This window comes from Rhizobium sp. BK289 (assembly GCF_014193575.1).
GTDB classification, from domain to species: Bacteria; Pseudomonadota; Alphaproteobacteria; order Rhizobiales; family Rhizobiaceae; genus Rhizobium; species Rhizobium tropici_C.
This window is the reverse complement of the sequence record NZ_JACHZO010000014.1, coordinates 1-24,930: the sequence shown is the minus strand read 5'-3', so window position 1 is coordinate 24,930 and position 24,930 is coordinate 1. Positions and strand designations below refer to the sequence as shown.

Below are 24,930 nucleotides of genomic sequence, written 5' to 3'. Positions count from 1 at the left end.
GACAGCAGCCAAGGCAGGCTTCACACTGCATCATCTACGATCAGGTGAAGCTTGCCTTGAGAACATCTCTCGAGACGGCTTTTCACCCGAAATGCCGTCTCGAGATTCGCGGGCGTCAGCACTTGGGCAACGGAGCCGAATGCATGCAGCGTTCCATGCGCAAGGATGGCGATCTTGTCGGCGAACTTCATCGCCAGGTTCAGGTCATGGACCGCGATGATGACGAGCAGGCCCTTTTCCTTTGCCAGCGACCTGACATGCCTCATGACATCGAACTGACGATGGAGGTCAAGGGCACTCGTCGGCTCGTCGAGAAGCAGGACGGTCGGAGCGCGGACGACGCATTGTGCAAGTGCTACGAGCTGGCGCTGACCGCCGCTCAGTTCCGAAACATATTCGGACCCAAGATCGGCGATTTGCAGGGCAGCGAGTGCCTGCTCGACCTCATGGAGATCTGCATCGGCAAGCTTCCAGCCACTCGTCTGCTTGCGTGCCAACAGCACGGCTTCGAAGACGGTCAGCGCCGCTCCGCTCACCTGATCCTGCGGCATGTAGGCGATCGCTGTTTCGCGATCGTCAACACCTGTCAGGCGACATTCTCCAGCACCCGGAAGGATGCCGGCTATACGGCGCAGAAGCGTTGATTTGCCGGCTGCATTAGATCCGATCAGCGCGATGATTTCTCCTCCGTGGCATGGAGGCAACGATACGTCGCTGAGGACGGTTCGCGCGCCGTAGACCGCTCCGAGCGCTTCAGTGCTGAGGACTACCACGTTTCGCGGCCTCCCTTCAGGATAAGATAAAAGAAGACCGGCAGGCCGATGACGGCGGTAATGACCCCGATCGGCAAGACCGCGCCCGGCACGAGAATTTTCGCGGCTGTGGAACTTGATGACATGATCAGGGCTCCGATCATGGCGCTGGCAGGCAGCAAATGCCGCTGATCCTCGCCGACGAGCATCCGCGCAATATGTGGCGCAACAAGTCCGACAAAGCCGATCGTTCCGACGAAAGCCACCGGCATGGCCGACAGAAGCGATATCAGAACGAGCGTTTCCAGCCGAAGGCGACGAACCGGGATTCCGAAGGATGCCGCTCGCGCCTCTCCAAGACGAAGAGCCGTCAATTGCCAGCGCCGATAAACAAAGATGGGAATGGTGAGAACCAGGACGGCGACCGTTACGGCGAGCTTTGGCCAGGTTGCCTTGGTCAGGCTGCCCATCGTCCAGAAGACGATAGCGGCGACCGCCTGGTCATTTGCAAAATACTGGACGATCGCCAATGCGGTATTGAAACTGAACACCAGCGCGATACCAAGCAGGACGATCGTCTGGACCGAGCTTCCCCGCCGCAATCCCACGGAATGGATGACGAGGGCGGATCCGAGCGCCATGATGAAGGCGTTGACGGCAACGATATAGTCGCCAGCGACCGGTATGAAGGACAGGCCGAAAGCAAGAGCGAGCGCCGCGCCGAAGCTTGCTGCCGATGAAATGCCAAGCGTGAACGGGCTCGCGAGCGGATTATTGAGCACCGTCTGCATCTGGACACCGGCGGTTGCAAGCGCCATTCCGACGACCACAGCCATGAGGGCTGACGGCATCCGGATGGACCAGATGACGACGCGCATCTGGGGCTGCGCATCCGCGGGCATAAGTACGGTCTTCAGCACATCATCCAGTCCATACCAGGCCGGACCGGTGGCAATATCGGCGAGAAGCACGAGGATCGCTGCGGCAAGCAGCAGACAAAGCACGACATATTTTCTGAGGCTCGCGAGGCGATAGCGGCCGACCGCATTGATGTGGCTGACGGTTGTCATGGTTTCGGTCACTGTGCTTGAGTATCGAGGCTGACGGCATAGCCGGGCTGATAGGCGATCGGCAGAAAGCGCCTATGATATTCGGCGAACGTCTTATCCGGGTCTAGATCGGCGAAGAGATCGGGATGGAGCCATTTTGCGATCCATTGGACGGCGATGAATTCATAGGGGCTGTTGTAGAATTGATGCCAGATGGCGTGGAAATTGCGTTTTGTCTGTGCCGTCGTCCCGGCATAAGCATCCCGCATCGTGAACCATTCCAGCTTCTTCCTCGAGGCATTCAGATCTGCATTCGGGCCGACAGGAATCCAGCGGCCACCGGGCACGTAAGCCTGCCAGTCGGCGCTGGTGACAATCACATGATCGGGATTGGAGACGACCACCTGCTCGGGGCTCAGCTGCCCGAATGTCGAGGGCAGAAAGTCACTGCCGATATTGTGTCCGCCGGCCAGATCGACATATTTGCCGAAATTCTCCGCGCCGAATGACAGGCAGCAGTCTTCCGTATATCCGCCGATGCGCTCGATGAAAACCTTCGGGCGCTCCGGCTTCGCCCTGGCAAGCACATCCTCGACCCGAGCCATCGCCTCCCTGCGGAATGCGATCACCTCTTCTGCCTGCGCCTCGCGTCCCATGATCTTGCCGAGCAGCCGGATAGTCGGATCGGTATTCTGAAGCGGATAGTGCCTGAAATCGATGTACAGGACCGGTATGTCGAGCGATGCAAGTTTCCCGATATATTGAGCGTCTTCATTGGCCTGTTTGGCTTCGAGGTTGAGAAGAACCACGTCGGGCTTCTTCACGATCGCCGATTCGATATCGATCAGGCTTCCTTCATTTCCCTTGAAGGTCGGCAATTTCGCAAGCTCGGGGAATTTTTCGAGATACTGGTTGTAGGTCGCGGGATCGGCTTCGATCAGATCGTTGCGCCACGCGACGATGCGCTCCAGCGGATTCTCTCGGTCAAGCGATGCGATCAGATAGAGTTGCCTGCCCTCCCCGAGCAGCATCCGGGAGACGGGCACCTTAACCTGCACGTCCCGCCCGGCGATATCCTTGACAGTCACGGTCGTTTGCGCGGCCGCGCCATTTTCGGCGCGGGCAGAAAGAGCCGTAAGCGGCGTCAATAACAGGATTATCGCAAACGCGTAGAGGCGAAGGCAGGTCACAGGGTATCTCCAACAGGTGAGCGCGAGCGTGCCGACAGCCACAGGCCGAGGGCAGTAAGGAGGGATGCCGCATAAAGCAGCGACACGAGAGGGTAAACGCTTGTAAGCCCGAATATCTGGGCAGTGCCCGTTCCGACGGCTATCCCCGCCACGGATGCGATCTGCTGCCAGGACTGGGCAGCGCCCAATACCGAACCCTGACGTCCATCGGCCGTGGCTGCAGACATGAGGGCCACGAGGACGGGGGTCGTTCCGCCGAGCAGTCCGCCCCAGAACAGATAGATCAGGGCAAAATATTCAACCGAGCGCGTGAGGCCGGCTAGACCGGTCAGCAATGCGCATCCGCCGGCAATCAGGACTATCCAGCCAAGGATGAAGCTTGCCGGACGGTCGTTGAAAAATTGCGCCCAAAGCGGCGCCGCCACGACAAACCCGAGCGCCAGAAGGCCGTAGCTGAAACCCGTGACCCAGTGAGGGGCTTGAAAGACCTCAGCCATGTACAGCGCAAAGGGCACCTGCAAAACCATTCGGCTGGCGAGCATCATTCCCGTCAGCGCCATAAGGCCCCGGACGGGTGCGGTAGCTTGCCCCGTGAATGCTTGATTCTGGCGGGCTTGGGCTCGATCGGCTCTGCTCGCCTCTGCCACGGGTCGCGGCAAGATCACATAGGCGGCGGCGGCACAGATACCGCAGATGAGACCGGCCGTCAGGTTGATCGTCGTGAAGGAGGATACGTCGAGGATGAGACCGCCGAGAAAGGCGCCACCCAGCGACCCCACATTGGTCGCCACCTGAAGCCAGGTCAAAAGCACGCCGCGATTGCGGCCGCCGGTAATCTGGATGCCATAGGCCTGGGCCGGCGCGATATAGCCGGCGCAACATCCCTGCAGAAACCGCAGGAACAGGATCAGCCAGACGTCCTGGGCGAAGGAAACGAGGATCTGGGTGATCGCAAGCCCGACAAGCGCTCTGACCATCATCAGGCGGTTGCCGTACCGATCACCCATCCTTCCCCATAGCGCGCTTGTCAGAGAGACGCCGATCATCGGGCACACATAGACGCCGATTCCAGCCAGCGCGAAGATTCCCCCTGACGATGATAGTTCCTCGATGCGCAGTGGCCAGAACGGACCGCTCATCTCCATGGCTCCCATGGAGATGAACTGCAGGCCGAAGAGAATAGCAAAGACCGGCCCGAAGCCTCGTATAACCGCAAAAGTCCCCGTCATGGCGTCTTCGTGAGCGGGTTCGGCAGTTGATGCTCCAGACGATAGTCGCGATATCGCTCGAGATGCATGCGCAAGACGGAACGGGTCGGCCAGGGGCGATCGAGAAACGCGTCCCGCTCTTCCAGCCAGAATTCTTCCGACAGCATGCGGGGTCGTACCCGGTCAAACGCTTCTTCCGTCTTCTGCCTCAGGATCGCCCATGCTTCGCTGAGCCCGAAATGTTCGTCCAGGCAAAGCGCCACTTCATGAAGATGGCAGACGAAGCAGGCATCGATAACGAACGAGCGAACAAGGGAGATGTCATCGTTGAAGGTAGTCGGCAGGATGCCGGGTCGGCTGAACGGCTTCAGCGAATATCCCCGCGCCTCGAACAGCGGGGCGAAACTGCGGCCATCGCCGAAGTCGCGAATGAGCAGGCGCCGCGGGCGTCCGGATGGATCGAAGAGGACGGTACTATTCTGCTGGTGAGCTTCGAAGGCGATGCCATACGACAGGTACATGGCGATCGTCGGCCTGAGAACGACCCCGGCATAGATGCGGAAGAACTCAGCGGCCGCTCGACCATCATCGCCCATGCGTGCGATCAGTTCGCAGATTAGCGGCCGGCCATCGACGGGACTTGCGGCAAGTAGCGCGGCCACGGTGACGGGCATCAGATCGTCTTTTCGCGCGATGCCCTCGGCCTCGCGATAGACGACGGAGAGGAAACGGCCCGGATGTTCGTCGCCCGTTTCGGGATGGTGGAGGATAGCCCCCAGCTCCTCGCGGAAGAACTCCAGTTTGCCTCCAATGGCTTCATCGGCAGCGAGAATGTCGGACATCAAGGTGCTGAGCCTCGGACCCATGTGAATGGACTTCGCCTGCAGGGTCCGCATCTCGCTCGTCATCCAGATCGCAACCGGCAGTTTGACAAACGGCCTTGCTTCTTCCAGGTCCGGCAGCATCGTGCGAAAGGACATGGAGGGGATTGTGACAATCTCCGGTCCATCGATCACAAGCACGCCGGAAGCGATCTCGTCAGCAAATTCCCGGCGGACAAAGTGATCGAGGTGCCAGGCATGGATCGGCAGGGGCAGCCAGTCCTCAGGCGTTTGCCCCCGTTCCGTTAACGCCTTGACCCAGGCATCCCATGGCTCCGGGAAATTGTGGCGGAACCAGCCGTTATAGCTGTCGACATGGGGCATCGTCTCTACATAGGCCCAATCCTGCCGCAGGGCGGCGATACGCAGATTGACGCGCGCGCCGAACTCCGGCGACAGCGCCTCGACCTCCTGCGCCGAAAGGCCGGGCTTCGATTTCCAGGTCGGGTAAAAGGGATGTCCCTCCAGGGATCCCCACTGGTCGAGCATCATGGCGGCCTGATGCACGGGACGCGTATGGCGCAGGTAGGCAATGAGACCAGTGTCGCCACCGGCCGCTATTTCCCGGCTGAGCGAGCCAATCCAGTCCTGCCGGTGACGACGGATCAGCGCATCGTTCTCGATGCTGTTGTCGATGTCGGCGAGCAGGCGCGCAATCCCGTCCGCGGCAGGTGCGACCGACCAGTCCGATGAGACTTCGGCAATCAGGTCGGCTGGTTCTTCCAGCCGCCGTCGCCTGCCGCTGTCATCGATGATTTCGATGGCACCACGGGTCAGCATCGTATTCGCCGGCAGCCGCCGCAGGTCTTCGAAATGGAGAACTTTTCTCGCAGACCATAGCGGAAGCCATGCCTGTTTGCCGTCTTCGGACCAAAGCAAGGCGTCGGGATTGAGGATGCGCTCGGCGAGCAGGCATCGCACCAGCCGTGCCAGGGCATTATGTCTTGCCTGTTGGCGGAATTGCGGGTCGATCGCATCTCTCGCATAGGACGGGACGATAGTTTCATTCATCCGATTGCCTCCGCCCACGTCACGGGAACAAAATTCAGAGGAGGTTGCGGCAGATTGCCGTGATAGGCGCGCGCCCAATGGTAGGTCGTTTCGATCGCGGGCACCGGCACATCCAGCCGCTTGGCTATTTCCAGGAGGAGCGCCTGACCGAAGGCAATGTCTTCATGAAAGGCGCGACTTTCCCGATCGATCACCAGGCCCGGTCCATCCGGATTGGCAACGAGCGGCGCGCGGATTCCTGCGTAGGCGCTGTTGGTTCTCAGCAGGGAATACATTGTGCTGTCATCGCCGATCTGGTCGCCATAGGCCTCGATCAGCTCCTGACGAAGCGGCTTTATGCTTCCCAGGTCAACCTTGAGCCGCCTTTCGGCGGCATGTTTGAGCGCCTGATTTTCGGCATCGCACGCTTCCAGCATTTCTGCGCCGGTGCGCGGGCAATCGCTCCACCAGCAGATCGGCTCTTCGAAGGGAAGCGCCTCCCATCGAGCGCCAGGACCGACAAGCCCGTAGAGGACAGCCGGATGCATCAATGCATTGCCTGGGGTCAGCGTGATCTCGAGATAGTCGTCGAGGATGCCGACCGGCGCTTCATAGAGCCGGGCGAGCAGATCCGACAACTCTTCCTTCGCGTCCGCCGCCTCGCGACGATGAAGCGCCGCATATAGCTGCGCCTTTGCGCCACCCATGCGCACTTCGCTGCCCGCAACGAGATTATAGGCGGTATGGGGAACGTCCTTCATCCCCCAGATCACGATATTCTCGCGTTCGCCGAACGCAGTCTCGGCCAGCCAGTCGAACCCGCAAAATCCCGGAATGGCTCCGACGAAGACCCGCTTACTGTCAGGCAGATGGGGCGCGATCTGCTGCAGGAGCGCCGGACGCGCCTGCGCAGGCTGCGTCACGACGACCAGATCCGCATCGGCGAGTGCCGTCCGCGGATCGGTGCCAACATGGTCGATCCGTCCCTTCAGAGCACCGCCCTCGGGCAAATTCACCCGCCAGACCTGTTCTCCGCCCGACCATTTGTCGGCAAGCTCGGCCGACGACGTCAGAACGGATACGTCCACGCCGTCGCGCTGTTTGAACAGGACGGCATTCAGATGGCCGGTTCGCCCGGCCCCGCATATCGTGACCTTCATGCCGCGCGTGCCTGCCCGGAAAGCCACGCATCGAGCTCAGCGGCAATCGACGGGTCGAACAGGCCGCGTTTTGCCATCCATTCGTCGTCGAAGACCGAACCGAGATATTTCTCCCCTCCGTCGGCTACGGTCGTCACGACGGTCCCCCGCAACTTGCCGGAAGCGATGAATTCGAGAGCCTTGTAGATCGCCCCGCCTGTCGACCCTCCGACCAGCAGTGCCTTACGGCGTGCGATATAACGGGCCGTTTCGAATGCCTGCTGATCGGTAACCTGTACGCCCTCGTCAATGCAGCTGTAGTCGAGGACCTTGCCGACTTCGTCGCCGGCCGGCGTGCCCGTTCCGGACTGATAATAAGGATGTCCGGGTTGTCCGAACACGATGGAGCCCGCGGGTTCCACCGCGATCGTGCGGATCGTGGGCAAGCGCTGCTTCAGCCGCTGCGAAATTCCCGTCATCGACCCGCCGGTGCCGACGCATCCCACAAATGCATCGATGCCGTCGGGAAGCTGCTCCATCAGTTCATCAACATACTCGGCATAACCCTCAGGATTGGCAGGATTGTCGGACTGGTTCATGAACATGGCGCCTGGCAATTGCGCGCCGAGCTGCGCTGCCAGTCTCTGCCGGGCGACGACGGCGACTTCATCTTCCCTGAAGTCCCCTTCGACATAACGGATTTCGGCGCCGATCGCCCGCATCATGCGGATTTTATCAGGCGCGGCATGATGGTCCACGACGGCAATGAAATTCAACCCGAACTCGACCGCCGCCAGCGCCAGGCCGATACCGGTATTTCCCGAGGAGGATTCGACGATTGTTCCTCCCGGAGCAAGCCGGCCGTCCTGTAAGGCGGCCACGACCATGCTGCGCGCCATACGATCCTTCATGGAACCGCCGGGATTGTTCTTTTCTATCTTCAACACGAGGATGGTATCTCGGCTCGGTATCTCGATTGACATGACCGGGGTGCGCCCGATCAATTGCGTCACATTCGTAGGAAGCATGGTGTCCTCTCCTAGTTATCGGGATAGATCGACAGTTGACCGGCTGCGCTCTTTGTTACGCACAACCGCTTGGGCATCGGGTGGCGATGAAACTCGTTTTCGAGGAGATCCATCTGATAGCCGCCGGTATTGGCCCAGACGAGAAGGTCTCCGGCCTCCGGAATCTGGGAAAAGCCGAGCCAGCGGTTGCTCAGGACGTCTTCATCGAGGCAGCTATGTCCCGCTATGTAGCCCCGGAATGGCTCATCCGCCCGAGCCCGGTCGTTCTGACGCAGCAGGACCGGATCCACCATGAATTCAGACGCAAACCAGGTCTCGCAGGCACTGAAACTGCTGCCTTCGACGAAGATGACACCATCTCCACCGCCGAGATCCTTCACGCGTGTAATACGGAAAGCTGAAATTGCCGCCTGGTCGACAAGGGACCGCCCCGGCTCCATCGCGAGCGTCAGTTCGCGCTGCTTGAGATAGTCCTCGATCGTCAGGCCCGACGACAGTTGCGCATCCAGGAAGCAGGAAAGCCACGCCGCCGCAGATTGCGGACCGCCATAGGGATAAAAGGAAGCCGGAACCTTCCCCGTACGGTAATCATCGGCGCGCTGGCGCAGCAGATGCTCTTCCCATGCCACCTCAGACACATATTGGATCGGCAATCCGCCGCCGATATCGATCATTTTGGGAGAAAGCCCGATTGCGCGTGCTTCCTCCATCAGCTTGGCAGCCTCTTCAAACGCTACCGCACGATCTTGCCAGCGATATCCGCTGAGATGGAAATGTATGCCGTCGAAGCGGAAACGATCATCGGCGGCGATGCGCGACAGGCAGGCTCGCACCGTCTCGCCAGCCATGCCAAAACGGCTTTTCTCGTGGCCTTTCGGCTGCAGTCGCAAAAGGACGGGCTGCTCGACCCCATCGGTTGGCAGGCGCTTCGATACGTCGGTCAGTTCCTCCGGACTATCCACGCAGATGAGAGCCCCGATGCGCACGAGTTCGTCATGAAATTGCGCGGTTTTCGCAGGGCCGGTCGCCACAATGCCACTGCCCCAAGCTCCGAGCTTTACGGCATCACGAAGCTCGTAAACGCTCGACACATCGATACCTGCGCCTGCTTCGAGTGCGGCCCGCATCAGGCCCGAGGATTTATTGACTTTCGCACCATAGTAGATCGCGTATCCGACGCCCCGTTCATCGAAAACGCGGCGCAGGCCTTCGACGTTTGCGTTGAGTTCCGACGGAAGCACGAGGTGAAGCGGAGACCCGTATTCTTCGGTCCATTTGTGCAGGGACGCGCTCGAGGTCAGAATGTCGGCAGCAAGAGGAGAGAGAATTGGAGACAGCTCGGGCCCCGTGATCGGGTCGATGTGGGACGTCATCCGGCAAGCCTCTCCGAATTGTCGAGGGGCTCATACCACTGTCGAAGATCCTCGAGCTTCACGTCGCACGCTGGCAGATCATCCAGGAAAATGTGGCGTGTGGTCTTGATCGGAAATTTTTGCCGGCTGCAGGCCATGTCATAAATATCGGCTGGCGTGATCGTCTCACCGGCCCGCCAGGCTTCGACGCGTACGCTCCGGTAGTCGAGGAGAAAGGTTGGCACGGCGGCCAGCCCAAGCCGGAACGCCACTTCCAGACGGTGATGGCCGTCCATCACGAAGAGCGCGTCCTTCTCCACCATGATCGGCACTGTCCAGCGGCCGATCGTGGAGATAAGGCCATGAACTTCATCGACCCTGCCTGCATCTGTCTCCTCGGTGGGAATCAACTTATGCGGGGGCAGCAGATGGAATTTCATTGTTTCACCCAGCGTTCGTTTCGTATTTGACTAAGAGCGTGTCAAAACTTGATTCTATAACTCATATTATATCGCACCCTTAACGCGATCATGACAAATCTGTCAACGAGGGGTTATTGCTCTGCCTGTCGATTTTTGCTGGGATCCACCGCAAGAGACATCCACCCCAGGACGGCATCGGCATGCACAGCCGTCGAATGCCCGACAGCTGTTTCTGTCGATCCGGACTTGCGGAGAAGCTTTGCCTTGCCTGGTAAATCGTTTGCCAATGACATCGACAGACCCGTCCGGGCCATGCCCGCCGGATTGCCCGCCAAGCGCGGCAGGCACGTGCGCAAACATGAAAAGGAATATAGCAGCGAATCTCATCGCTCTTAGATAGCATTTCATTCGCCTGCTGCGTGCGGCCGGGGGCATTCGTGCATGCAGGCTCGTCAACTCAGACATGACGCGGCGGGCATCATCGTTCTCGTTGCCCGCCCCGATACTCTCGATGGCGCACGCGCACCTAACGTCGTACGAACATCGCTGCTCGCATCGCGACATGAGACACGCCCTGACGAAAGTCACGCTCACTCGGATGGATGACGGCGGCCCATTCGATCTGGCACGACAGCCGTCGCGGCTGCGGACTGGTCGAACCGTCCGACAACGTCCGCATCGCCGCGACTTCAAGACTGCCTTTTCGCCCGCCTCAGTCATCGTCCTGCCACCTGCGCAGATCCGTCTGGCCATGATAGGCCATGCGGTCGGGCGTGGTGATGAATTCCACAGTCGTGCCCCATGGCATGCGGCAGTAGCAGACCTTGTTTCCAGGACCCTTTTCGGTTGCGTAGGGAATAGCGCGTGGCGCAGTAAGGGGCGTGCCTCCAGCCTTTTCAAAGCGCTCAACCGATCCGTCGATGTCGTCGGTGTAGACACCGAAGTGTGTAATGCCGAAGTCGCTCGCTCGAACCGGCTGGGCTTGTTCGGGGCCGTGCATTTCGAAGAGTTCGATGTCCGGTCCGTTTCCGATCTTGACCATCGCCTGCGCACGCACGACCGTTCCAGGGGAAGCGCCAGTGGCCCGCTCGAATTCGGGTCCCTGCCGCGGCGGATCCTGCGGTCCGAATGACTGATAGATCACCTGGCCGCCGAAAGCTTCCACCAGGAACGATTTTGCTGCTTCGATGTCAGGCACCGTGATGCCGATATGATTGACTCCGCGAATGACAGGTGCGGTCATGACAGTTTTCCTTTCTTATTTGATCGATCGAACGCGATCGGGCGCAACTCGCCCGCAATGTCGCGATCCGGCCCACGACGGGGTGGTCGCAGAGTTTCAACTGGTCTTGAGGAAATCGAGCAGAGCGGCCGCCACTTCATCCGGCCGCTCGTCCGCGACATAGTGGCTGCACCGCGCAATCGAGCCGCCCGTCACATTGCTGGCGAACTCCTTGAGCATCGGGACCATATGCGCACCGAAGCGCTGCTCCCCGCCGAGACCTAACACCGGTATCTCGAGTGGTTGCCTTTTGTACTCGAGCGCAGCCGCATGGTCGGCGGCGAGAGTGCGATACCATTCCATGCCGCCGCGCGTGCGGCCAGGAAGGGCCATCGCTTTCGCGTAGATCTCGATGTCCGCCGGATCGAAGGTGCTGTGATCGTAGAACCGCTCCGCCATGAAGCTCGAAACATAGTCATATTCACGGCCATGGATCAGGCGTTCGGGTAGATCCCGGTTCATATGAAAGCCGAAGTGCCAGATCCTTGCAGTCGTCGCCTCCCATTGCGTCCAGCCTGGAAGCGGAACGTCGAGGACGGCCAGGTGGGTAACAGCCTCCCGATAGATGGCGGCCAGCGGCAACGCCACCATTCCGCCAATGTCATGGCCGCACACGGCGTAGTGTTCATGCCCAAGTGCAACCATGACCTCGTGTGCGTCGCGCGCCATCGTCGCCTTGTCATAGCCGTCAAGCGGGCAGTCGGAAAAGCCCGCGCCGCGCAGATCCATGGCCACGACGCTGAAATGCTCGGCCAGCAGCGGCATCACATGGTGCCATTCCCACCACGTTTCCGGCCAGCCGTGAAGCAGAAGGATCGGCGGGCCTGAGCCCCCGGTGACGGCGTTGATCTTGATGCCATTCACCGGCATCAGCTGCTGGGTAAACCCCTTCAAAGTTGCGATCATGATCACTTTCCAATCGAGGTTGACATTCGAACAGAGCTTGCGGCCAGCGCTCAGGGCTGGTCGAAATCGGTCGCGATCGTGATGCCGCGCCAGGCATCGATATCGCGGCGGAAGGAAGCCAGCTTTCGCTCAGCGATCGAATGCGCGATCGGGCCGAGCGGCAGATGAAGCGGAGCGTTGTCGGCATCGACTGCCTGCAGGATCACCGCGATCGCCTTGTCGGGATCGCCCGCCTGATTGCCGTTGTTGGTTTCGCGATAGTGCTTGCGCGAGCTCGCGGCGTATTCCGGCATTTCGTTGGCCGCTATGGTGATCGAACGGCCAAGGAAATCGGTGCGAAACGGCCCAGGCTCGACGATCAGCACGCGGATGCCGAACGGCTTCAGCTCGCCGGCGAGCGCTTCGGAAATCCCTTCCACGGCAAACTTGGCGGCATTATAATATCCGCCACCGCCGCTGCCGGCGATGCCTGCGCCGGACGACATGTTGACGATCGTTCCGCCCGAACGTCGCAGGACGGGAAGGGCGGCTCTGGTGGTTTCGATCAGACCGAACACGTTCACCTCGAACATCGGCCGATATTCTTCGGGCGTGCCTTCCTCGATCGCGCCGAACAGTCCGTAGCCGGCATTGTTCACGAGCACGTCAAATCCGCCGAATGTCTCGACCGCCTTTGCGACCGAGGCCTTGGCTGCCGCCGCATCCGTCACGTCGAGCGGCAAAGTAATCATGCGGCCGCCAAAAGGCTCAGCCATTTCTCCGATCGTTTTGATATTGCGGGCCGTCGCGATGACCTGATCGCCACGCTGTGCCGCAGCGAGCGCGAGCCGCCGGCCGAAGCCGCTTGAGCAGCCTGTGATGAGCCAAGTTCTCATTGGTTTGTCTCCGAGTTGGTTTCAGACGACGCCATGCTGTCGCCGCCACGAACCGTCATGTCCGCCATGATCGACCAATCCTTCTCGCCAAAGCCCGCCAAGACGGCTTGGTCGAGCCCCTCCCGGACAGCTTCAAGCATCGGGAGCGTGCGTCCGATCTCGTTGCTGGCTTCAGTCGCGAGGCGCATGTCCTTGAGGGCGAGCTTGGCCTTGAAACCGGGCTCGAATGATCGTTCCGTGATCTGCGCGCTGTAGCTCTCATAGGCGCGGCCCGAGAAAAGGGTGCCTAAAATGAGTTCAAAGAAATCCGCGCGCTCGAGTCCGACGCTCTCGGTCAGCACGACACCCTCAGCCATCGCCTCGATAGCCATGGCGATCATCATGTTGCAGGCGAGCTTCGCCGCATTCGCCCGAGCGGGGTTCTCCCCCAACTTCCAGACCTTTTTGCTGAGAGGAGCGAGCAGCGGCTCGATCGCGGCCACTGCATTGGCCTTCCCGGCCGCCAGGATGTTAAGCTGGCCACGCGCCGCTACGTTCGGTCGCCCGAGCACCGGTGCGGACACATAGCCAAGGCCCGCCTCTTCGTGCAGCAGCTCCAGTTCTCGCGCAAAAGCGACCGAGATCGTCGATGTGACAATATGGGTGAGCCCAGGCGCGCTTGCGAGCAGGCCGGCATCGAGGACCACCTCGCGAATGACAGCGTCGTCGGATAGCATTGTGAAGACTGCGTCAGCCTGGAATGCATCCGCCGCGAATTCGACAAGCGTCACCCCGGGGACACTATCCTGGGCGACCTTGCTACGGTTCCAGGCCCGAACATCATGGCCTGCCTTCACCAGATTTATGGCCATTGCCGAACCCATACTGCCGAGACCGATAAATCCGATCTGCATGGTCTATCTCCTGTTGTTCGGATAAGTGCTGGGCGCCGGGTAGTACCCAGGCCGCCGGGCGATCGTCAGACGAGGCCCGCCGATGAGTTGGCCGGTCGCGATGCCGAAGCCACAGGAGTGGCTTCCGCGTATGGGTCACGAAACATCCGCAGCCCTGCGCCTGAACATCAAGGCATCGGCTTCATTTGCTCGCCGCTTCGGCGATGACGTCGGCGACTTCGCGCGGATGCGAGATATAAACCGCATGGCTGGCACCGGGCACCTCGGTGGCCTTCGCGCTTGCCCGCTTGTACATGGACCGCTCCGCCTCGGCGGCGACAGCCATGTCCAGCCCGGCCACGATGCCGTAGCTCGGCTTGGTCTTCCAGGCCGCGTGTTGCGTCTTGGTTCCAAGGATCTTCGCCGAAACCGGCACCTGCGAGTTAGCCATGAAATCCGCCTCGGCCTTGGACAGGTCAGCGGCGAATCCCACCCGGAACTTCGCTGGATCGAACAGTAGGAAGCCGTCAGACGTCGGCTTGAACGCGTCCGCGGTTGGACTCGGCCACTTCTCGAACAGATCGCCGACGCTCTCGCCAACATCCGGGACAATGGCCGCGACATAGACAAGTGCCGAAACGCTCGGGTCGACGCCGGCTTCGGTGATGATCTGACCACCATAGCTGTGACCAACGAGGACGACCGGTCCATTTTGCTGCTCGATAGCGCGGTGAACCGCCTGAACGTCATCCTCCAGCGAAGTGTTCGGTTCCTGGACGACCGTGACTTTCAAGCCCTTGGCGACCAGGCGCTCATAAACGCCCCTCCAGCCGCTGCCATCGACCAACGCGCCATGGACCAAAATTACATTCTGGGCCGGCTGCGCGAAAGCGGACGGCGCGCCGAACACCACTGCAAGAGCCGCAGCACCGAGATAGAGGGACTTGAGAGACATTTGCCGATCCTTCCGAATGACATGAGGTGGTACACGAGAGATGGTCCGATGGACCGATGGTGGGAATCTAGGTGCTTAGATTTGTTCTTTAAGTGACAAAAATGTATTCTCGGCGTTCAGTTTTGTAAGGGTATCGTGATGGAATGGAGTGATGTCAGAATTTTTCTTGCTGTTGCGCGATCCGGCACGCTCGGCGGCGCCGCGCGTTCTCTTCAGACAAGCCATCCGACCGTCGGCAGGCGCCTGCGCGCACTTGAGCAGGCGATCGGCCACACGCTCTTCCAGCGGACTGCGGACGGTCTTGTTCTGACGGAAGAGGGCCACGGGATCATCGCGCTGGCGGAGCAGATGGAAGAAGGCGCGCTGGCCATGGAGCGCCGGCTTGCGGGGCAGGAGCAGAATCTCAAAGGCAGTCTGCGCATTTCATCAGCGGACTGGTTCGGGGCCTACGTACTGCCTCCCATCCTGGCGGATTTTTCCAACGCCTACCCCAATGTCGACGTCGAGATCCTGACCGGCACGCGCCTGTTCAACCTCGCTCAGCGCGAGGCCGACATCGCTTTTCGTATCGTTCCGTTCAACACCGCCGATGTCGTTCAGCGGCGGCTCTTCAGGCTCGAATACGGCGTCTACGTCGCAGAGGAGTCGCCTGATCCCAAATATGGCGACGGGGCTGGTTTCCGGCTCATCACCCACGATACGTCGACCGGGCAGTTTCCCGATATCGCTTGGCTCATCGAGAGCTTCCCCAAAGCGAGACCGGTCCTGCGATCGAATAACCGCAACGTTCAGGGACGTATGTGTCGGCAAGGCGTCGGGATTGCCGTGCTGCCTCGCGTGGTCGGCGATCAGATCGCGGGTATCCGCAGACTGGAACTGCCGACGCAGCCACCGGCGCGAGACATCTGGATGGGATATCACCGGGATCTACGACGTCTTCAGCGGCTTCGTGCGTTCATCTCGACCGTATCGGACCATCTCGTGAATGCGACCGCATGACGAGCGGCCCGGAGATGATCAAGACTGCCCAAAAAATAGGGCGATCGCTCCCGGCTTGCGATTGAGGTATCCGCGCCTGTCGGCGAAATGGTGTGACCGACGCCCGGCTCGACCTCGAGTTCGACTTCGAAACCCGTGGCGCCAAGCTAGGCTGCAGCGAGTGTCGAAGCCATCGGGGTATCGTCGTGTCGTTCTGTCCATCCACAAGTAAGACCGGAATATCTTTGCTCACTGGAGATATCGTCTGCGGCGGAAGGAGCCCGGCAAACGAAACCACGAGGCAAGGGACCGTCATGGTGGAGGTGAAGCGAGCAGCCCGGTATCTTACAGCGACGGTCTTCGGCTCGCTACTTCCTGAGCTCTCGTCGCCACTATCTTCTGGTCTAAATATACCTCGGCTAAATTGAGTTCAAGTGAACGCATCGATGCTCTTTGGGGGGTCGAACTCTCAACCTGCAATTTCTAGCACGCAATCACTGCTTTTCATGATGTATGCCACCAAAAATGGCTTTTCATCATGAAACATGGCACATCGAAGCTTGGCGCCAGCGGAGATAGTAACGTGTTGTCGAGACTTCCAGATGTCGGCTCACGAGCCAATGAGACCGTTGGATCGCAGCGTGCAGCCGGATTCTGGACGCTGATCGGTCTGCCGTTATCTCATACGCATAGCCGGAAGAAGCGGCAGTATGTGGACGAGAGGACGGAACATACCTCGGCACATTTGCAGAAAATAGCTTTGCGGCATTGCAATAGCTGATAACGCACCGCAATATAGCTGTCACAAATCTGTGCAGTTGGGGTTCCGTGCCATGAGGATTTGTATTTATAAATCGGAAAGAGCACCTGAGCTCACCCTCTTATTGCGAGAAGGATTGCCTCTCCCGCTCGACACCAAGATAGACAAATGGACTAAAATCAAGGTGGTCACCGATCGGGAAATGAGAGCAGACCTTCTGATTGAGATTGGTGGCGCCGGATATGCATTAGTCCGGCTTGGTGCGACTAGACGACATTAGGCGGTAGCATCCATCTTGCTGTCGCGCTATCATCAAAAAACCGTGGCACCGCGGGACGTTGCCTGCTGGAAAGACGCACACTTGGCACTCACCAGCCGACCGGCAGCAAATCCGCCGGCGCAGATGCGGGAGATTGTCCGCGCACGCCTAGCCAGTTTCGAATAGCGTCGGCGATTTCAATACGTCCGTAGAGCTCTAGCAGGGTGTTAAAGAAGTCCATTTTCGGGCGGCGAAGTCAGCTTCATCACCGTTATGGAAACAGATTTGTCCGACGACGGAGCCGTCTGATTGGATTTCGGCCCATCCGTTGCCTTGGGCTTCGTCCATTTCGTCACTGCCTTGCCAGGAGAAGGCGACGTGATTGCCGTCGCGCGCACCGAAGATCTGCCCGGTGACGCAGCCAAAGGCGAATTCGCCGGAGCCGTCGGCGGCGAACTCGATGTAAGCGGGCTCCATCATGTCGGGATAGTCCTCGACATAGTCGGGCATCGCGACGATCCGCCAACGGCCGGCGAGGCTCATATCTGCACCGCCAGCAGCTTGGGCAAGCGGATCAGATTATAGGCCGCTAGGTTCAGGGTGAAGGCCGCGCCCACACGGGCGCATCCTCGTAGCTTGACCTTGGCCATGCCGGCCGATGACTTGATCCAACCAAACACTTCTTCGATCCGCTTGCGGCAGCGCTGGCTGGCTTCATAACCCGGATGGCGCTTCGTGCGGCCATCGATCGCCGTCACGCGAGGCTTGCCGGTTTTACTCAGATGGCCGTCGACGGCGATGTGCGGCGTGACCTTGTGCTCACGCAGGTCCTTGATGAACTGGCGTACGTCATAGGCCTTGTCGGCCTCCAGTGTGATGCGCCGCCGCGATGGCCGACGCTCCAACATGGCAAGCGCAGCTTCGCGCTCGGCTTTGCCCGTGGCCTGGGTGACGCCGCCATCCACGGCCAGCCCGTGACGGTTCTCCATCAGCGCATGGCCCATGTAGCACAGCTTCGCCGGCTGACCGTCGCCCTTCTTGTAGAGCCGCGCCTGCGGGTCGCTCGTGCTCTGGTGCGTATCGTTGGAGCGCTTTTCCTTGTGGAAGCCGCGCTTGGCGTTGCGGCCAGCGCCATCCGGATCATTATCGCCGCCGTCCTTGCGGCGGAAGCTCTTGATCGAAGCCCAGGCCTCGATCAGCGTCCCATCCACCGAGAAGTGATCCGACGACAACAGCCGCTTCACCCTTGGCTGCGCCAGCACCGCACGCAGAAACTTTGCCGCGATCTCACCTTCCAACAGCCGATCCCGGTTCTTGGTGAAACTCGAGTGATCCCAGGTCGGCTCGTCAACGCCGAGCCCCGCGAACCAGCGAAACAGAAGATCGAACTCCATGCGCTCCATCAACTGGCGCTCCGAGCGAATGCCGTAGAAGGCCTGCAGCAGCATCGCACGCAGCACGCGTTCCGGCGCGATCGAGGGTCGGCCGAGCCCAGCCGGATAAAGCACCGCGAAATTGCCATCCATCTCCGCAAGAGCCGCGTTCACGATCTCCCGGATCACTCGTAGCGGATGATCGCGCCGAACCCGCGCCTCAAGGTCCACATACGAAAACAGCGAGCCTGTCCGTTCGTCCAATCCGCGCATCCACCATCCCCAAATCACCCCGATACAGTGAATCACACCCAAACACGCTACGCCACAGACTTCTTCAACAGCCTGCTAGACCGCCGTATTGACCTCATGCTCCCATGCGATATCTTCGAAACGATCTCGGTCGTGTCATAGTGGCAGCATCTCTAAGCTGGACAATCGTTATTGGCGGTGTGGGATTCGAACCCATCGCATGAATCCGGTTAGCATCGGCACGGGCCGCATTCCGGGCACCATCCCTCCGGGCTTATCCCGTCTTGCCCATCCGCCCCGCCGTTGCCCTTCTAACAAGCGTGCTACCGCGATTCAATCGGAAGTCCAGAAACACCCGCCCGATCACGCTGTCCGACGCGTCCTTATTCGCAATATTCGGGCATCGATTGGCACTGGCTGAAAGGTGCGTACCGGACGATGCAGATGCGTGTGGGAAGATTTTGCGTATCACTGACGAGGCGGTCGACAATTGGATTACGGGCAAGACTGAAATCGAATTCGTCGCTGCGACCCGCCACATATGGAGTTTACACCGCCGCCGCCGTCGCTTACGGGAATGCCAACCATCGGGATTAAGGGGACCGGCGATGTTGATCACGCAAAGCGACTATAATCGGATTTACCGGGTCATCAACAGCCTGTTAATCAACGAAAACGCCGATCCGGCGACGGCTTCGATGTACTTCAGCACCTTCGGGGCCTTCATCTTGGAACACCACTTCAAGGTCAAGGCAAAGGCAAAAAGCGGATTGGCAGCTTACAATCTTGATGGAAAGTACATCCTGTTCGCAGACCAGCGCGACGATGGGTACGTCTCCGGCGCTGGGGAGAACTTCCATTGCTGGGTCGAGGCTGACGATTGGGCGATCGATTTCATGGCCCCTGCATTCTCACAGAGCATGCCGGATTTGGTGATACCACCGAAGATGTTTCAGCGGCCGCTCTCATCCATGCGCCCGTCCATCAATGATTTGAGCCAGTCCGGCGACTTCTTCTATCGTTCCGAACCTGATGCAACGAGCCGACGTTTCGCAGATTGGCGCAAGAATCCGATGATTGGAGACCTTGCCAGCCTCGCCGCGAACTGGTTTCGAAAATCTCCCAGGAAGATGCAGGCAGCGATCACGGTGCGGCATCAGGATGGCAAATCCAGCGCCGTACCGCTCATTGGCAACTCGCTTGTTGGTGCTTGGTAATCGTCGCACGACCATGTCCGCTCACAATCGGAATATACCCCCGCTCCCCTTGAATTTGCTTGCGCACGGTGGCTGCATGATCCAGTGCCCATCGCCCACATATTACGGCAGCAACGGGTTGGTTCTGGAGGCCATAGATCATGCGCTTGAATCAAGTGACGGTAACGATGTCTGACCTCGATGCGGGCTGGAACTTCTATTGCACTCTTGGCCTCAAGCCCGTCGTCGATGCACGTCCCCGCTATGCTCGTTTCTTATGCCCGGACGGCGACAGCACATTCTCACTGCATGAAAGCAAGAGCAACGGTGGTGGGACAACGGTGTATTTTGAATGTGACAATTTGGACGAAACGGTTAGCCAGCTGGAGAAGAAAGGACCTCAATTCACAAGCCCGCCGGAAGATAAAAGTTGGCTCTAGCGGGAAGCCGAGCTGTTTGATCCCGGCGGCAATCGCGTCCTGCTGTATTTTGCCGGGCAAAATCGCGTTAACCCGCCATGGCGTGTCAAATAGCTTGTTTTGGGAAGATCGACCTGATTATCCTTCATAGGAAGAGAGCATTCGAGATGACACGGCGAATTTTGGCGAAAATCAAACAAGCGGCATAACGTCAACAGATTGATGGCGCTTCCAGGCATTCGAAAATGGTCATGAAACACCGACACCAGTCTGCCTGGCAGTTCCTTTTACTGCCCCTGCGGCTCATCATCGCTGCGCTCGTCATCATCAGCGAGATCGCCCGGCCTGTTTATCGGCCACTCGTGAACTGGTTTGCTTCGCTTTCCATCGTAAAGCACTTTGGCGAGTTTGTCGGTTCATTGCCACGAGGCGTTATACTCGTTCTCTTTGTCGTTCCGCTCGCGATTGCCGAACCTCTAAAGATCTACGCATTGGTCGTGATCGCCCGGGGCCATGTGATCTCCGGACTGGTCATAATCGCACTGGCCTATCTGATGAGCTTTCTCCTGGTTGAGCGCCTGTTCCACGGGGGCCGTGACAAGCTTCTGACCTACGGCTGGCTCAAATGGATTATGGATCGCGTCGAGATCGTTCGAAACTGGATGGCTGAGGTGAAGGAGAGCGTCATGGCCTCTGTACACAATTGGCTTGGGCACCCCGGAAATCGATAGACCAAAGGTGGTGGAAGCCAGACTACGTGGAGATCGCCTTGACCGATAGTGACTGCTCAACAACGGAATGCTAGCTCGGACAGCACCGGCTGCTTCACTGCCGTGCATGAAGTAATGAGGTAACAACAAACGGATTCTAGGGCAGCTATTGCGGTCGTGGCGTCACGGAAAGACTCGGATCGTTAAGGTTTGTCTGGGTGCACTGTTGCGATGACGAAGTCTTCGCGTAAGTCATTGAGGCCGCTGCTCGCCGTCGAGCTCGCGCAAACCCAACAACTATATTAGATTTGCGGAAATGTTATAGGACGCCTCAAGTGAAGCAGATCGATATTGACGTGCCACGGGTAATTTCCTCCAGATTGGATTAGAGTCCGGCCTGATTAAGGACGGACGAATGAAGAAGAAGAAGAGATTTACGGAAGAGCAGATCATTGCGGTGCTTAAGGAGAAGGAGGCAGGCGTGAATGACGCCGCTTCGACCGGTCTACGCTGCGATAGCCTCATCTCCCGGTGCGAAGATATTCGTCAAATGAAGGAAGCAAATCATTCCCGATGGGTGCGTGATGATCCCCTCGCAACAGGATCGATCGATGGACCCGATGACGTCGGGGGGCGGCTGAAGTTGATCCGCAGTGACGGAGAGCATGTCGGTCACCCGGTCTACAACAAGTCCCATCGGCTTTCCGTGCACCTCCACCACCACGATCGCACTGCGCTCGGTCGTCTCGCCTGGCCGCATCCCAAGTTTGCGGGCCAGATCGATCGTCGGAATGACGGTCCCGCGCAAGTTGATCACGCCGAGAACTTCATCGGACGTGTGTGGCAGTGGCGTCGAGGCCGCCCATCCGCGAATTTCGCGAACGGACGTCGTCTCAATGCAGAATGTCTGCTCGCCAAGCTGGAATGCAATGATGTCCAGTGTCGTTTGACCGTTCATATTGGTGCTCAAGCCCGTCATCAGAACTCCTCCCAGCTGTCGCCGCCCTTAACGGCGGCGTTGCCTTGGAACGCATGCACGACCTTGGCCGTCATCTGACGCACCGGATTGCCAGCCGCGCGAGGTATGGCAGATGCAGCTCTCGGAGCCGAACGCTGGGATTGCGCCCCGCCGATATTGAACTGGGACAGAAGTTGGAACAGGGCGTCAGCTTCCTTGGCGAGACCGTGAGCGGCTGCAGATGTCTCCTCGACCATAGCAGCGTTCTGTTGCGTGCCCTGGTCCATCGTGTTGACGGCCGTATTGATTTCTTTCAGACCTGTCGCTTGCTCGCGGGAGGCGTCCACGATCGCCCCGACGTTGCTGTCGACATGGACAACCTGCCCGACTATCTCCTCCAGGGCCTTGCCGGTTTCGCCGACGAGAGCAACACCGTTCTTGACATGACCGTTGGACGTACCGATCAGATCCTTGATCTCCTTCGCGGCCTTGGCAGAGCGTTGGGCAAGCTCCCGAACCTCTTGTGCGACAACCGCAAAGCCCTTGCCAGCGTCGCCGGCGCGAGCGGCTTCAACACCCGCATTCAAGGCCAGCAGATTTGTCTGGAACGCGATCTCGTCGATCACACCAATAATATTGGCGATCTCCGATGCCGAGGCTTCGATCTTACCCATTGCTTCAACCGCCTGTCGAACCACGAGGCCCGAGCGTTCGGCATTCTCCTTCGTCCTGCGCACGAGCTGGCCAGCTTCCTGAGCCCGATTGCTCGAGCCAGACACGGTAGTAGTGATCTCCTCGAGAGCAGCGGCCGTCTCCTCGACGGAAGCAGCCTGCTGCTCCGTGCGGCGGGAGAGATCATCGGAAGCGGTTCGGATTTCCTGCGAGGCGGCGGCAATGGCCGCGGCATTCTGCGATACCGTTTCCATGGCCGAGCGGAGTTTGGAGGCAGCGCTGTTGAAATCCAACCGGAGCTTCTCCAGCGTCGGCAAGAAGGGCGTGCTGAGCTGCTGGGTAAGATCGCCGTCGGCAAGTCCTTGCAGAGCGGATGCGAGCTGGTCGACGTTTTCGACACGTTTCGTGACATCCGTCGCGAACTTGACGACCTTGAAGACCTTGCCGTTCATGTCAAAGATCGGATTGTACGAGGCTTGGATGTAGACCTTCTTTCCGCCCTTGCCCTGCCGCATGAACTCATCGGCAACAAACTCTCCTCCCGCCAACCGGGTCCAGAATTTGCGGTAGTCGTCGCTGTTGATGTAGGCGGATTCGCAGAAGATCGAGTGATGCTTTCCCTTGATTTCCGACAGCTGGTATCCGAGAGTGTTGAGAAAGTTCTCGTTGGCCGTCAGAATTTCGCCCGCAGGTGTGAACTCAATCACGGCCTGAGCGCGCGACAGCGCATCCAGTTTTCCAGCATCCTCGGCACTCTTCAGCTTTTGGGGGGTAATGTCAGTTGCAAACTTGACGACCTTGTAGGGCTTACCGCCCTTGAAGACCGGGTTGTAGGAGCCCTCGATCCAGATTTCCTTGCCGCCCTTGCCAATGCGCTTGTATTGACGCTGGTCAAACTTGCCAGCAGCCAGATCGCTCCAGAACTGGCGGTATTCGGCGCTCGCGGCCTCGGCTGGATCGACAAACATCCGATGATGCTGGCCCACGATTTCGCTCAGCTCATAACCGAGCGCCGCGCAAAAGTTCGCATTGGCGGACAGAATTTTTCCCGTGAGATCGAACTCGATGATCGCTTGCGACTTGCTCATTGCAGCGAGCACGGCCCCGGCGTCGGACGAGAAACCCAAAGACATAATACCCAAGATGCGCTCCATGTCTGCCGAGGGCTCGTGTCCGCCGATTAGGTTCAGTCGGACTTAGAAACCGTGGCTTTCGGTTACAGGTCAGCCGGCTGATCGATATTGTGACAACCCTTCCTCCCGGCGCCCCTATTTTTAGGGTCAAACACCCAACGAAACCTTAATTTCGGTGGCGCACATGAGCATTCGCTCGGCAAGTGTACATTTTGCTCAAGTCCAACCCCCTCAAGGTTGTAAAGCGCGTTCGAAGGCCGCCTCGCCGAGGCAGCAAACGCGATCACACCACTTTCGTCGAATCGTAAGCTAGGAAATTAGTCCGCGTCGGATCGCCTCAGCGATCGCGTGAACGCGATTGTCCGCACCGAGCTTCCGAATCGCGGCCTTCATGTAGCTATTGACGGTATCAGGTGTATAACCGCTCGCTGCGGCGATCTCGTCCGTCGTCTTGCCGAGGCTTGCAAATCTTAGGCACCTGATCTCGCCCTCGATCAGTTTCAGGGTCTGCGCCGAGAACTTGTCCATGATAGGTCGGGTCAGCACACGGTGCGTGATCTCGGCGATCTCGCCCAGGAATGCGATTTCTTCCTGTGAGAAAGGTGTTGAACGAGAGAAGGTGACAGCGCCGAACACTACATCACCGCGTCGGATAGGAAAAAGTGTACGATTGAGCACACCGAAAGTCCTGGCGAGATATTGCAGCCTCTGGGGAGGAGGTGTCTCAGCATAGACGTCCTCCTCAACGACCACATTCGCGGACGACAGCGATGCAATCACGAAAGGATCGGATTTCAGAAGGTCATCGCCATAATAGGCGTCAAGAAAGGCTGGCGGAACATCCGTGTCGATCGAGTGTCCGCTCCCGAACCGGTAGCCATCGAGGTCCAGGCCTGACACCGCAAAGAAATCAAATGGAACCGCTCCGCGCAGCTTCTCAATAAAAGGATGCGATACAACCTGCCGACGGGTGGGCAGCGACCTCAGGTCGGGTACTTCATCTAGAGGGTTGCTGAGAGCGAGGGCGCGGGAGAACGGCAATCTTCAAATCTCCAACCAAGTTCAGACATCAGGTTCTGGGGCTTAAATATTAAGAATGTGTAAGTTCGCAACCCAAAGCTTTATCCGGTGTAGCGTTTACGACTACCGCGCCACGGTTCGCAGGACTAGTCTAGCTACGCCCCGGTCTTCGAGAATGTCCGTGACTGTTGAATTGCAGGATGATTGGAGTGAACCCCTCGGGCTGGACCAGCGGGGCGCTTCAAACTAAGCCGCCTGCTGGGCGAGTTGGGTTTCAAATTCTTCTGGCGATCGATAGC

The 24,930-nt window shown here is 59.0% G+C and carries 22 protein-coding genes and 1 pseudogene; 4 read left to right on the top strand and 19 right to left on the bottom strand.

Translation table 11 applies throughout. The annotated features are described in order from the left end of the window. Positions 1 to 20: 20 nt before the first annotated feature. The 14 genes from FHT84_RS23670 to FHT84_RS23605 form a co-directional block, all read right to left on the bottom strand. Positions 21 to 773, bottom strand: coding sequence for an ABC transporter ATP-binding protein (locus FHT84_RS23670; protein WP_183764639.1), 753 nt, complete (start codon positions 771 to 773; stop codon positions 21 to 23). Next, positions 767 to 1,822 (bottom strand): iron ABC transporter permease, encoded by a 1,056-nt coding sequence (locus tag FHT84_RS23665; RefSeq protein WP_113249049.1) that lies wholly within the window; start codon positions 1,820 to 1,822, stop codon positions 767 to 769. The genes FHT84_RS23670 and FHT84_RS23665 overlap by 7 nt, the downstream gene beginning before the upstream one ends. Before the next feature lie 8 nt (positions 1,823 to 1,830). After that, positions 1,831 to 2,991, bottom strand: coding sequence for an ABC transporter substrate-binding protein (locus FHT84_RS23660; protein WP_183764642.1), 1,161 nt, complete (start codon positions 2,989 to 2,991; stop codon positions 1,831 to 1,833). Then, positions 2,988 to 4,220 carry an MFS transporter gene (locus FHT84_RS23655; RefSeq protein ID WP_112342096.1) on the bottom strand — a complete coding sequence of 411 codons (1,233 nt, stop codon included), beginning with the start codon at positions 4,218 to 4,220 and terminating at the stop codon, positions 2,988 to 2,990. Before FHT84_RS23655 ends, FHT84_RS23660 begins: the two co-directional genes overlap by 4 nt. Next, positions 4,217 to 6,091 (bottom strand): IucA/IucC family protein, encoded by a 1,875-nt coding sequence (locus FHT84_RS23650; protein WP_183764645.1) that lies wholly within the window; start codon positions 6,089 to 6,091, stop codon positions 4,217 to 4,219. Before FHT84_RS23650 ends, FHT84_RS23655 begins: the two co-directional genes overlap by 4 nt. Then, entirely contained in the window at positions 6,088 to 7,230 is a 1,143-nt protein-coding gene (locus tag FHT84_RS23645; RefSeq protein ID WP_183764649.1) for an NAD/NADP octopine/nopaline dehydrogenase family protein, read from the bottom strand. The genes FHT84_RS23650 and FHT84_RS23645 overlap by 4 nt, the downstream gene beginning before the upstream one ends. Continuing rightward, positions 7,227 to 8,237 (bottom strand): cysteine synthase family protein, encoded by a 1,011-nt coding sequence (locus FHT84_RS23640; RefSeq protein WP_112342098.1) that lies wholly within the window; start codon positions 8,235 to 8,237, stop codon positions 7,227 to 7,229. The genes FHT84_RS23645 and FHT84_RS23640 overlap by 4 nt, the downstream gene beginning before the upstream one ends. Positions 8,238 to 8,248: 11 nt before the next feature. Next, positions 8,249 to 9,610: a Y4yA family PLP-dependent enzyme gene (locus tag FHT84_RS23635; protein WP_183764652.1), complete on the bottom strand. Its 1,362-nt coding sequence runs from the start codon at positions 9,608 to 9,610 to the stop codon at positions 8,249 to 8,251. Continuing rightward, positions 9,607 to 10,029, bottom strand: coding sequence for a ParB N-terminal domain-containing protein (locus tag FHT84_RS23630; protein WP_112342100.1), 423 nt, complete (start codon positions 10,027 to 10,029; stop codon positions 9,607 to 9,609). Before FHT84_RS23630 ends, FHT84_RS23635 begins: the two co-directional genes overlap by 4 nt. Positions 10,030 to 10,723: 694 nt before the next feature. Next, positions 10,724 to 11,254, bottom strand: coding sequence for a VOC family protein (locus FHT84_RS23625; protein ID WP_112342102.1), 531 nt, complete (start codon positions 11,252 to 11,254; stop codon positions 10,724 to 10,726). A 96-nt stretch (positions 11,255 to 11,350) separates the two neighbouring features. Further along, complete coding sequence (locus FHT84_RS23620) at positions 11,351 to 12,199, bottom strand: alpha/beta hydrolase (RefSeq protein WP_112342103.1); 849 nt, start codon at positions 12,197 to 12,199, stop codon at positions 11,351 to 11,353. Between the two features lie 50 nt (positions 12,200 to 12,249). Then, positions 12,250 to 13,074, bottom strand: coding sequence for an oxidoreductase (locus FHT84_RS23615; RefSeq protein WP_112342104.1), 825 nt, complete (start codon positions 13,072 to 13,074; stop codon positions 12,250 to 12,252). Next, the gene (locus tag FHT84_RS23610) at positions 13,071 to 13,967 is read right to left on the bottom strand and encodes an NAD(P)-dependent oxidoreductase (RefSeq protein WP_112342105.1); all 897 of its coding nucleotides are present in this window, start codon (positions 13,965 to 13,967) and stop codon (positions 13,071 to 13,073) included. Before FHT84_RS23610 ends, FHT84_RS23615 begins: the two co-directional genes overlap by 4 nt. Positions 13,968 to 14,148: 181 nt before the next feature. Continuing rightward, positions 14,149 to 14,901, bottom strand: a complete 753-nt coding sequence (locus tag FHT84_RS23605; protein WP_112342106.1) for an alpha/beta hydrolase — start codon at positions 14,899 to 14,901, stop codon at positions 14,149 to 14,151. A 138-nt stretch (positions 14,902 to 15,039) separates the two neighbouring features. Here FHT84_RS23605 and FHT84_RS23600 point away from each other — a divergent pair, with 138 nt between their 5' ends. Continuing rightward, complete coding sequence (locus tag FHT84_RS23600) at positions 15,040 to 15,900, top strand: LysR family transcriptional regulator (protein WP_112342107.1); 861 nt, start codon at positions 15,040 to 15,042, stop codon at positions 15,898 to 15,900. A 1,214-nt stretch (positions 15,901 to 17,114) separates the two neighbouring features. Here FHT84_RS23600 and FHT84_RS23595 read toward each other — a convergent pair. Both FHT84_RS23595 and FHT84_RS23590 read right to left on the bottom strand, forming a co-directional pair. Then, positions 17,115 to 17,441 carry a hypothetical protein gene (locus tag FHT84_RS23595; protein WP_112342108.1) on the bottom strand — a complete coding sequence of 109 codons (327 nt, stop codon included), beginning with the start codon at positions 17,439 to 17,441 and terminating at the stop codon, positions 17,115 to 17,117. Continuing rightward, the gene (locus tag FHT84_RS23590) at positions 17,438 to 18,544 is read right to left on the bottom strand and encodes an IS5 family transposase (RefSeq protein ID WP_113248612.1); all 1,107 of its coding nucleotides are present in this window, start codon (positions 18,542 to 18,544) and stop codon (positions 17,438 to 17,440) included. The genes FHT84_RS23595 and FHT84_RS23590 overlap by 4 nt, the downstream gene beginning before the upstream one ends. Before the next feature lie 587 nt (positions 18,545 to 19,131). Here FHT84_RS23590 and FHT84_RS23585 point away from each other — a divergent pair. The 3 genes and pseudogenes from FHT84_RS23585 to FHT84_RS23575 all read left to right on the top strand — a co-directional run bounded on the left by FHT84_RS23585 (position 19,132) and on the right by FHT84_RS23575 (position 20,869). Continuing rightward, the gene (locus tag FHT84_RS23585) at positions 19,132 to 19,740 is read left to right on the top strand and encodes a DUF2026 family protein (protein WP_112343865.1); all 609 of its coding nucleotides are present in this window, start codon (positions 19,132 to 19,134) and stop codon (positions 19,738 to 19,740) included. A 140-nt stretch (positions 19,741 to 19,880) separates the two neighbouring features. Further along, positions 19,881 to 20,252: pseudogene (locus tag FHT84_RS23580) on the top strand (VOC family protein). 131 nt (positions 20,253 to 20,383) lie between these two features. Next, positions 20,384 to 20,869, top strand: a complete 486-nt coding sequence (locus FHT84_RS23575) for a hypothetical protein (RefSeq protein WP_112343864.1) — start codon at positions 20,384 to 20,386, stop codon at positions 20,867 to 20,869. A 484-nt stretch (positions 20,870 to 21,353) separates the two neighbouring features. On the opposite strand, the gene FHT84_RS23570 is transcribed toward FHT84_RS23575, so the two are convergent. The 3 genes from FHT84_RS23570 to FHT84_RS23560 all read right to left on the bottom strand — a co-directional run bounded on the left by FHT84_RS23570 (position 21,354) and on the right by FHT84_RS23560 (position 24,652). Beyond that, positions 21,354 to 21,827, bottom strand: a complete 474-nt coding sequence (locus FHT84_RS23570; protein ID WP_183764655.1) for a chemotaxis protein CheW — start codon at positions 21,825 to 21,827, stop codon at positions 21,354 to 21,356. Beyond that, positions 21,827 to 23,611, bottom strand: coding sequence for a PAS domain-containing methyl-accepting chemotaxis protein (locus FHT84_RS23565; RefSeq protein WP_183764668.1), 1,785 nt, complete (start codon positions 23,609 to 23,611; stop codon positions 21,827 to 21,829). Before FHT84_RS23565 ends, FHT84_RS23570 begins: the two co-directional genes overlap by 1 nt. Positions 23,612 to 23,920: 309 nt before the next feature. Then, positions 23,921 to 24,652 carry a LuxR C-terminal-related transcriptional regulator gene (locus tag FHT84_RS23560; RefSeq protein ID WP_183764658.1) on the bottom strand — a complete coding sequence of 244 codons (732 nt, stop codon included), beginning with the start codon at positions 24,650 to 24,652 and terminating at the stop codon, positions 23,921 to 23,923. Positions 24,653 to 24,930 lie beyond the last annotated feature (278 nt).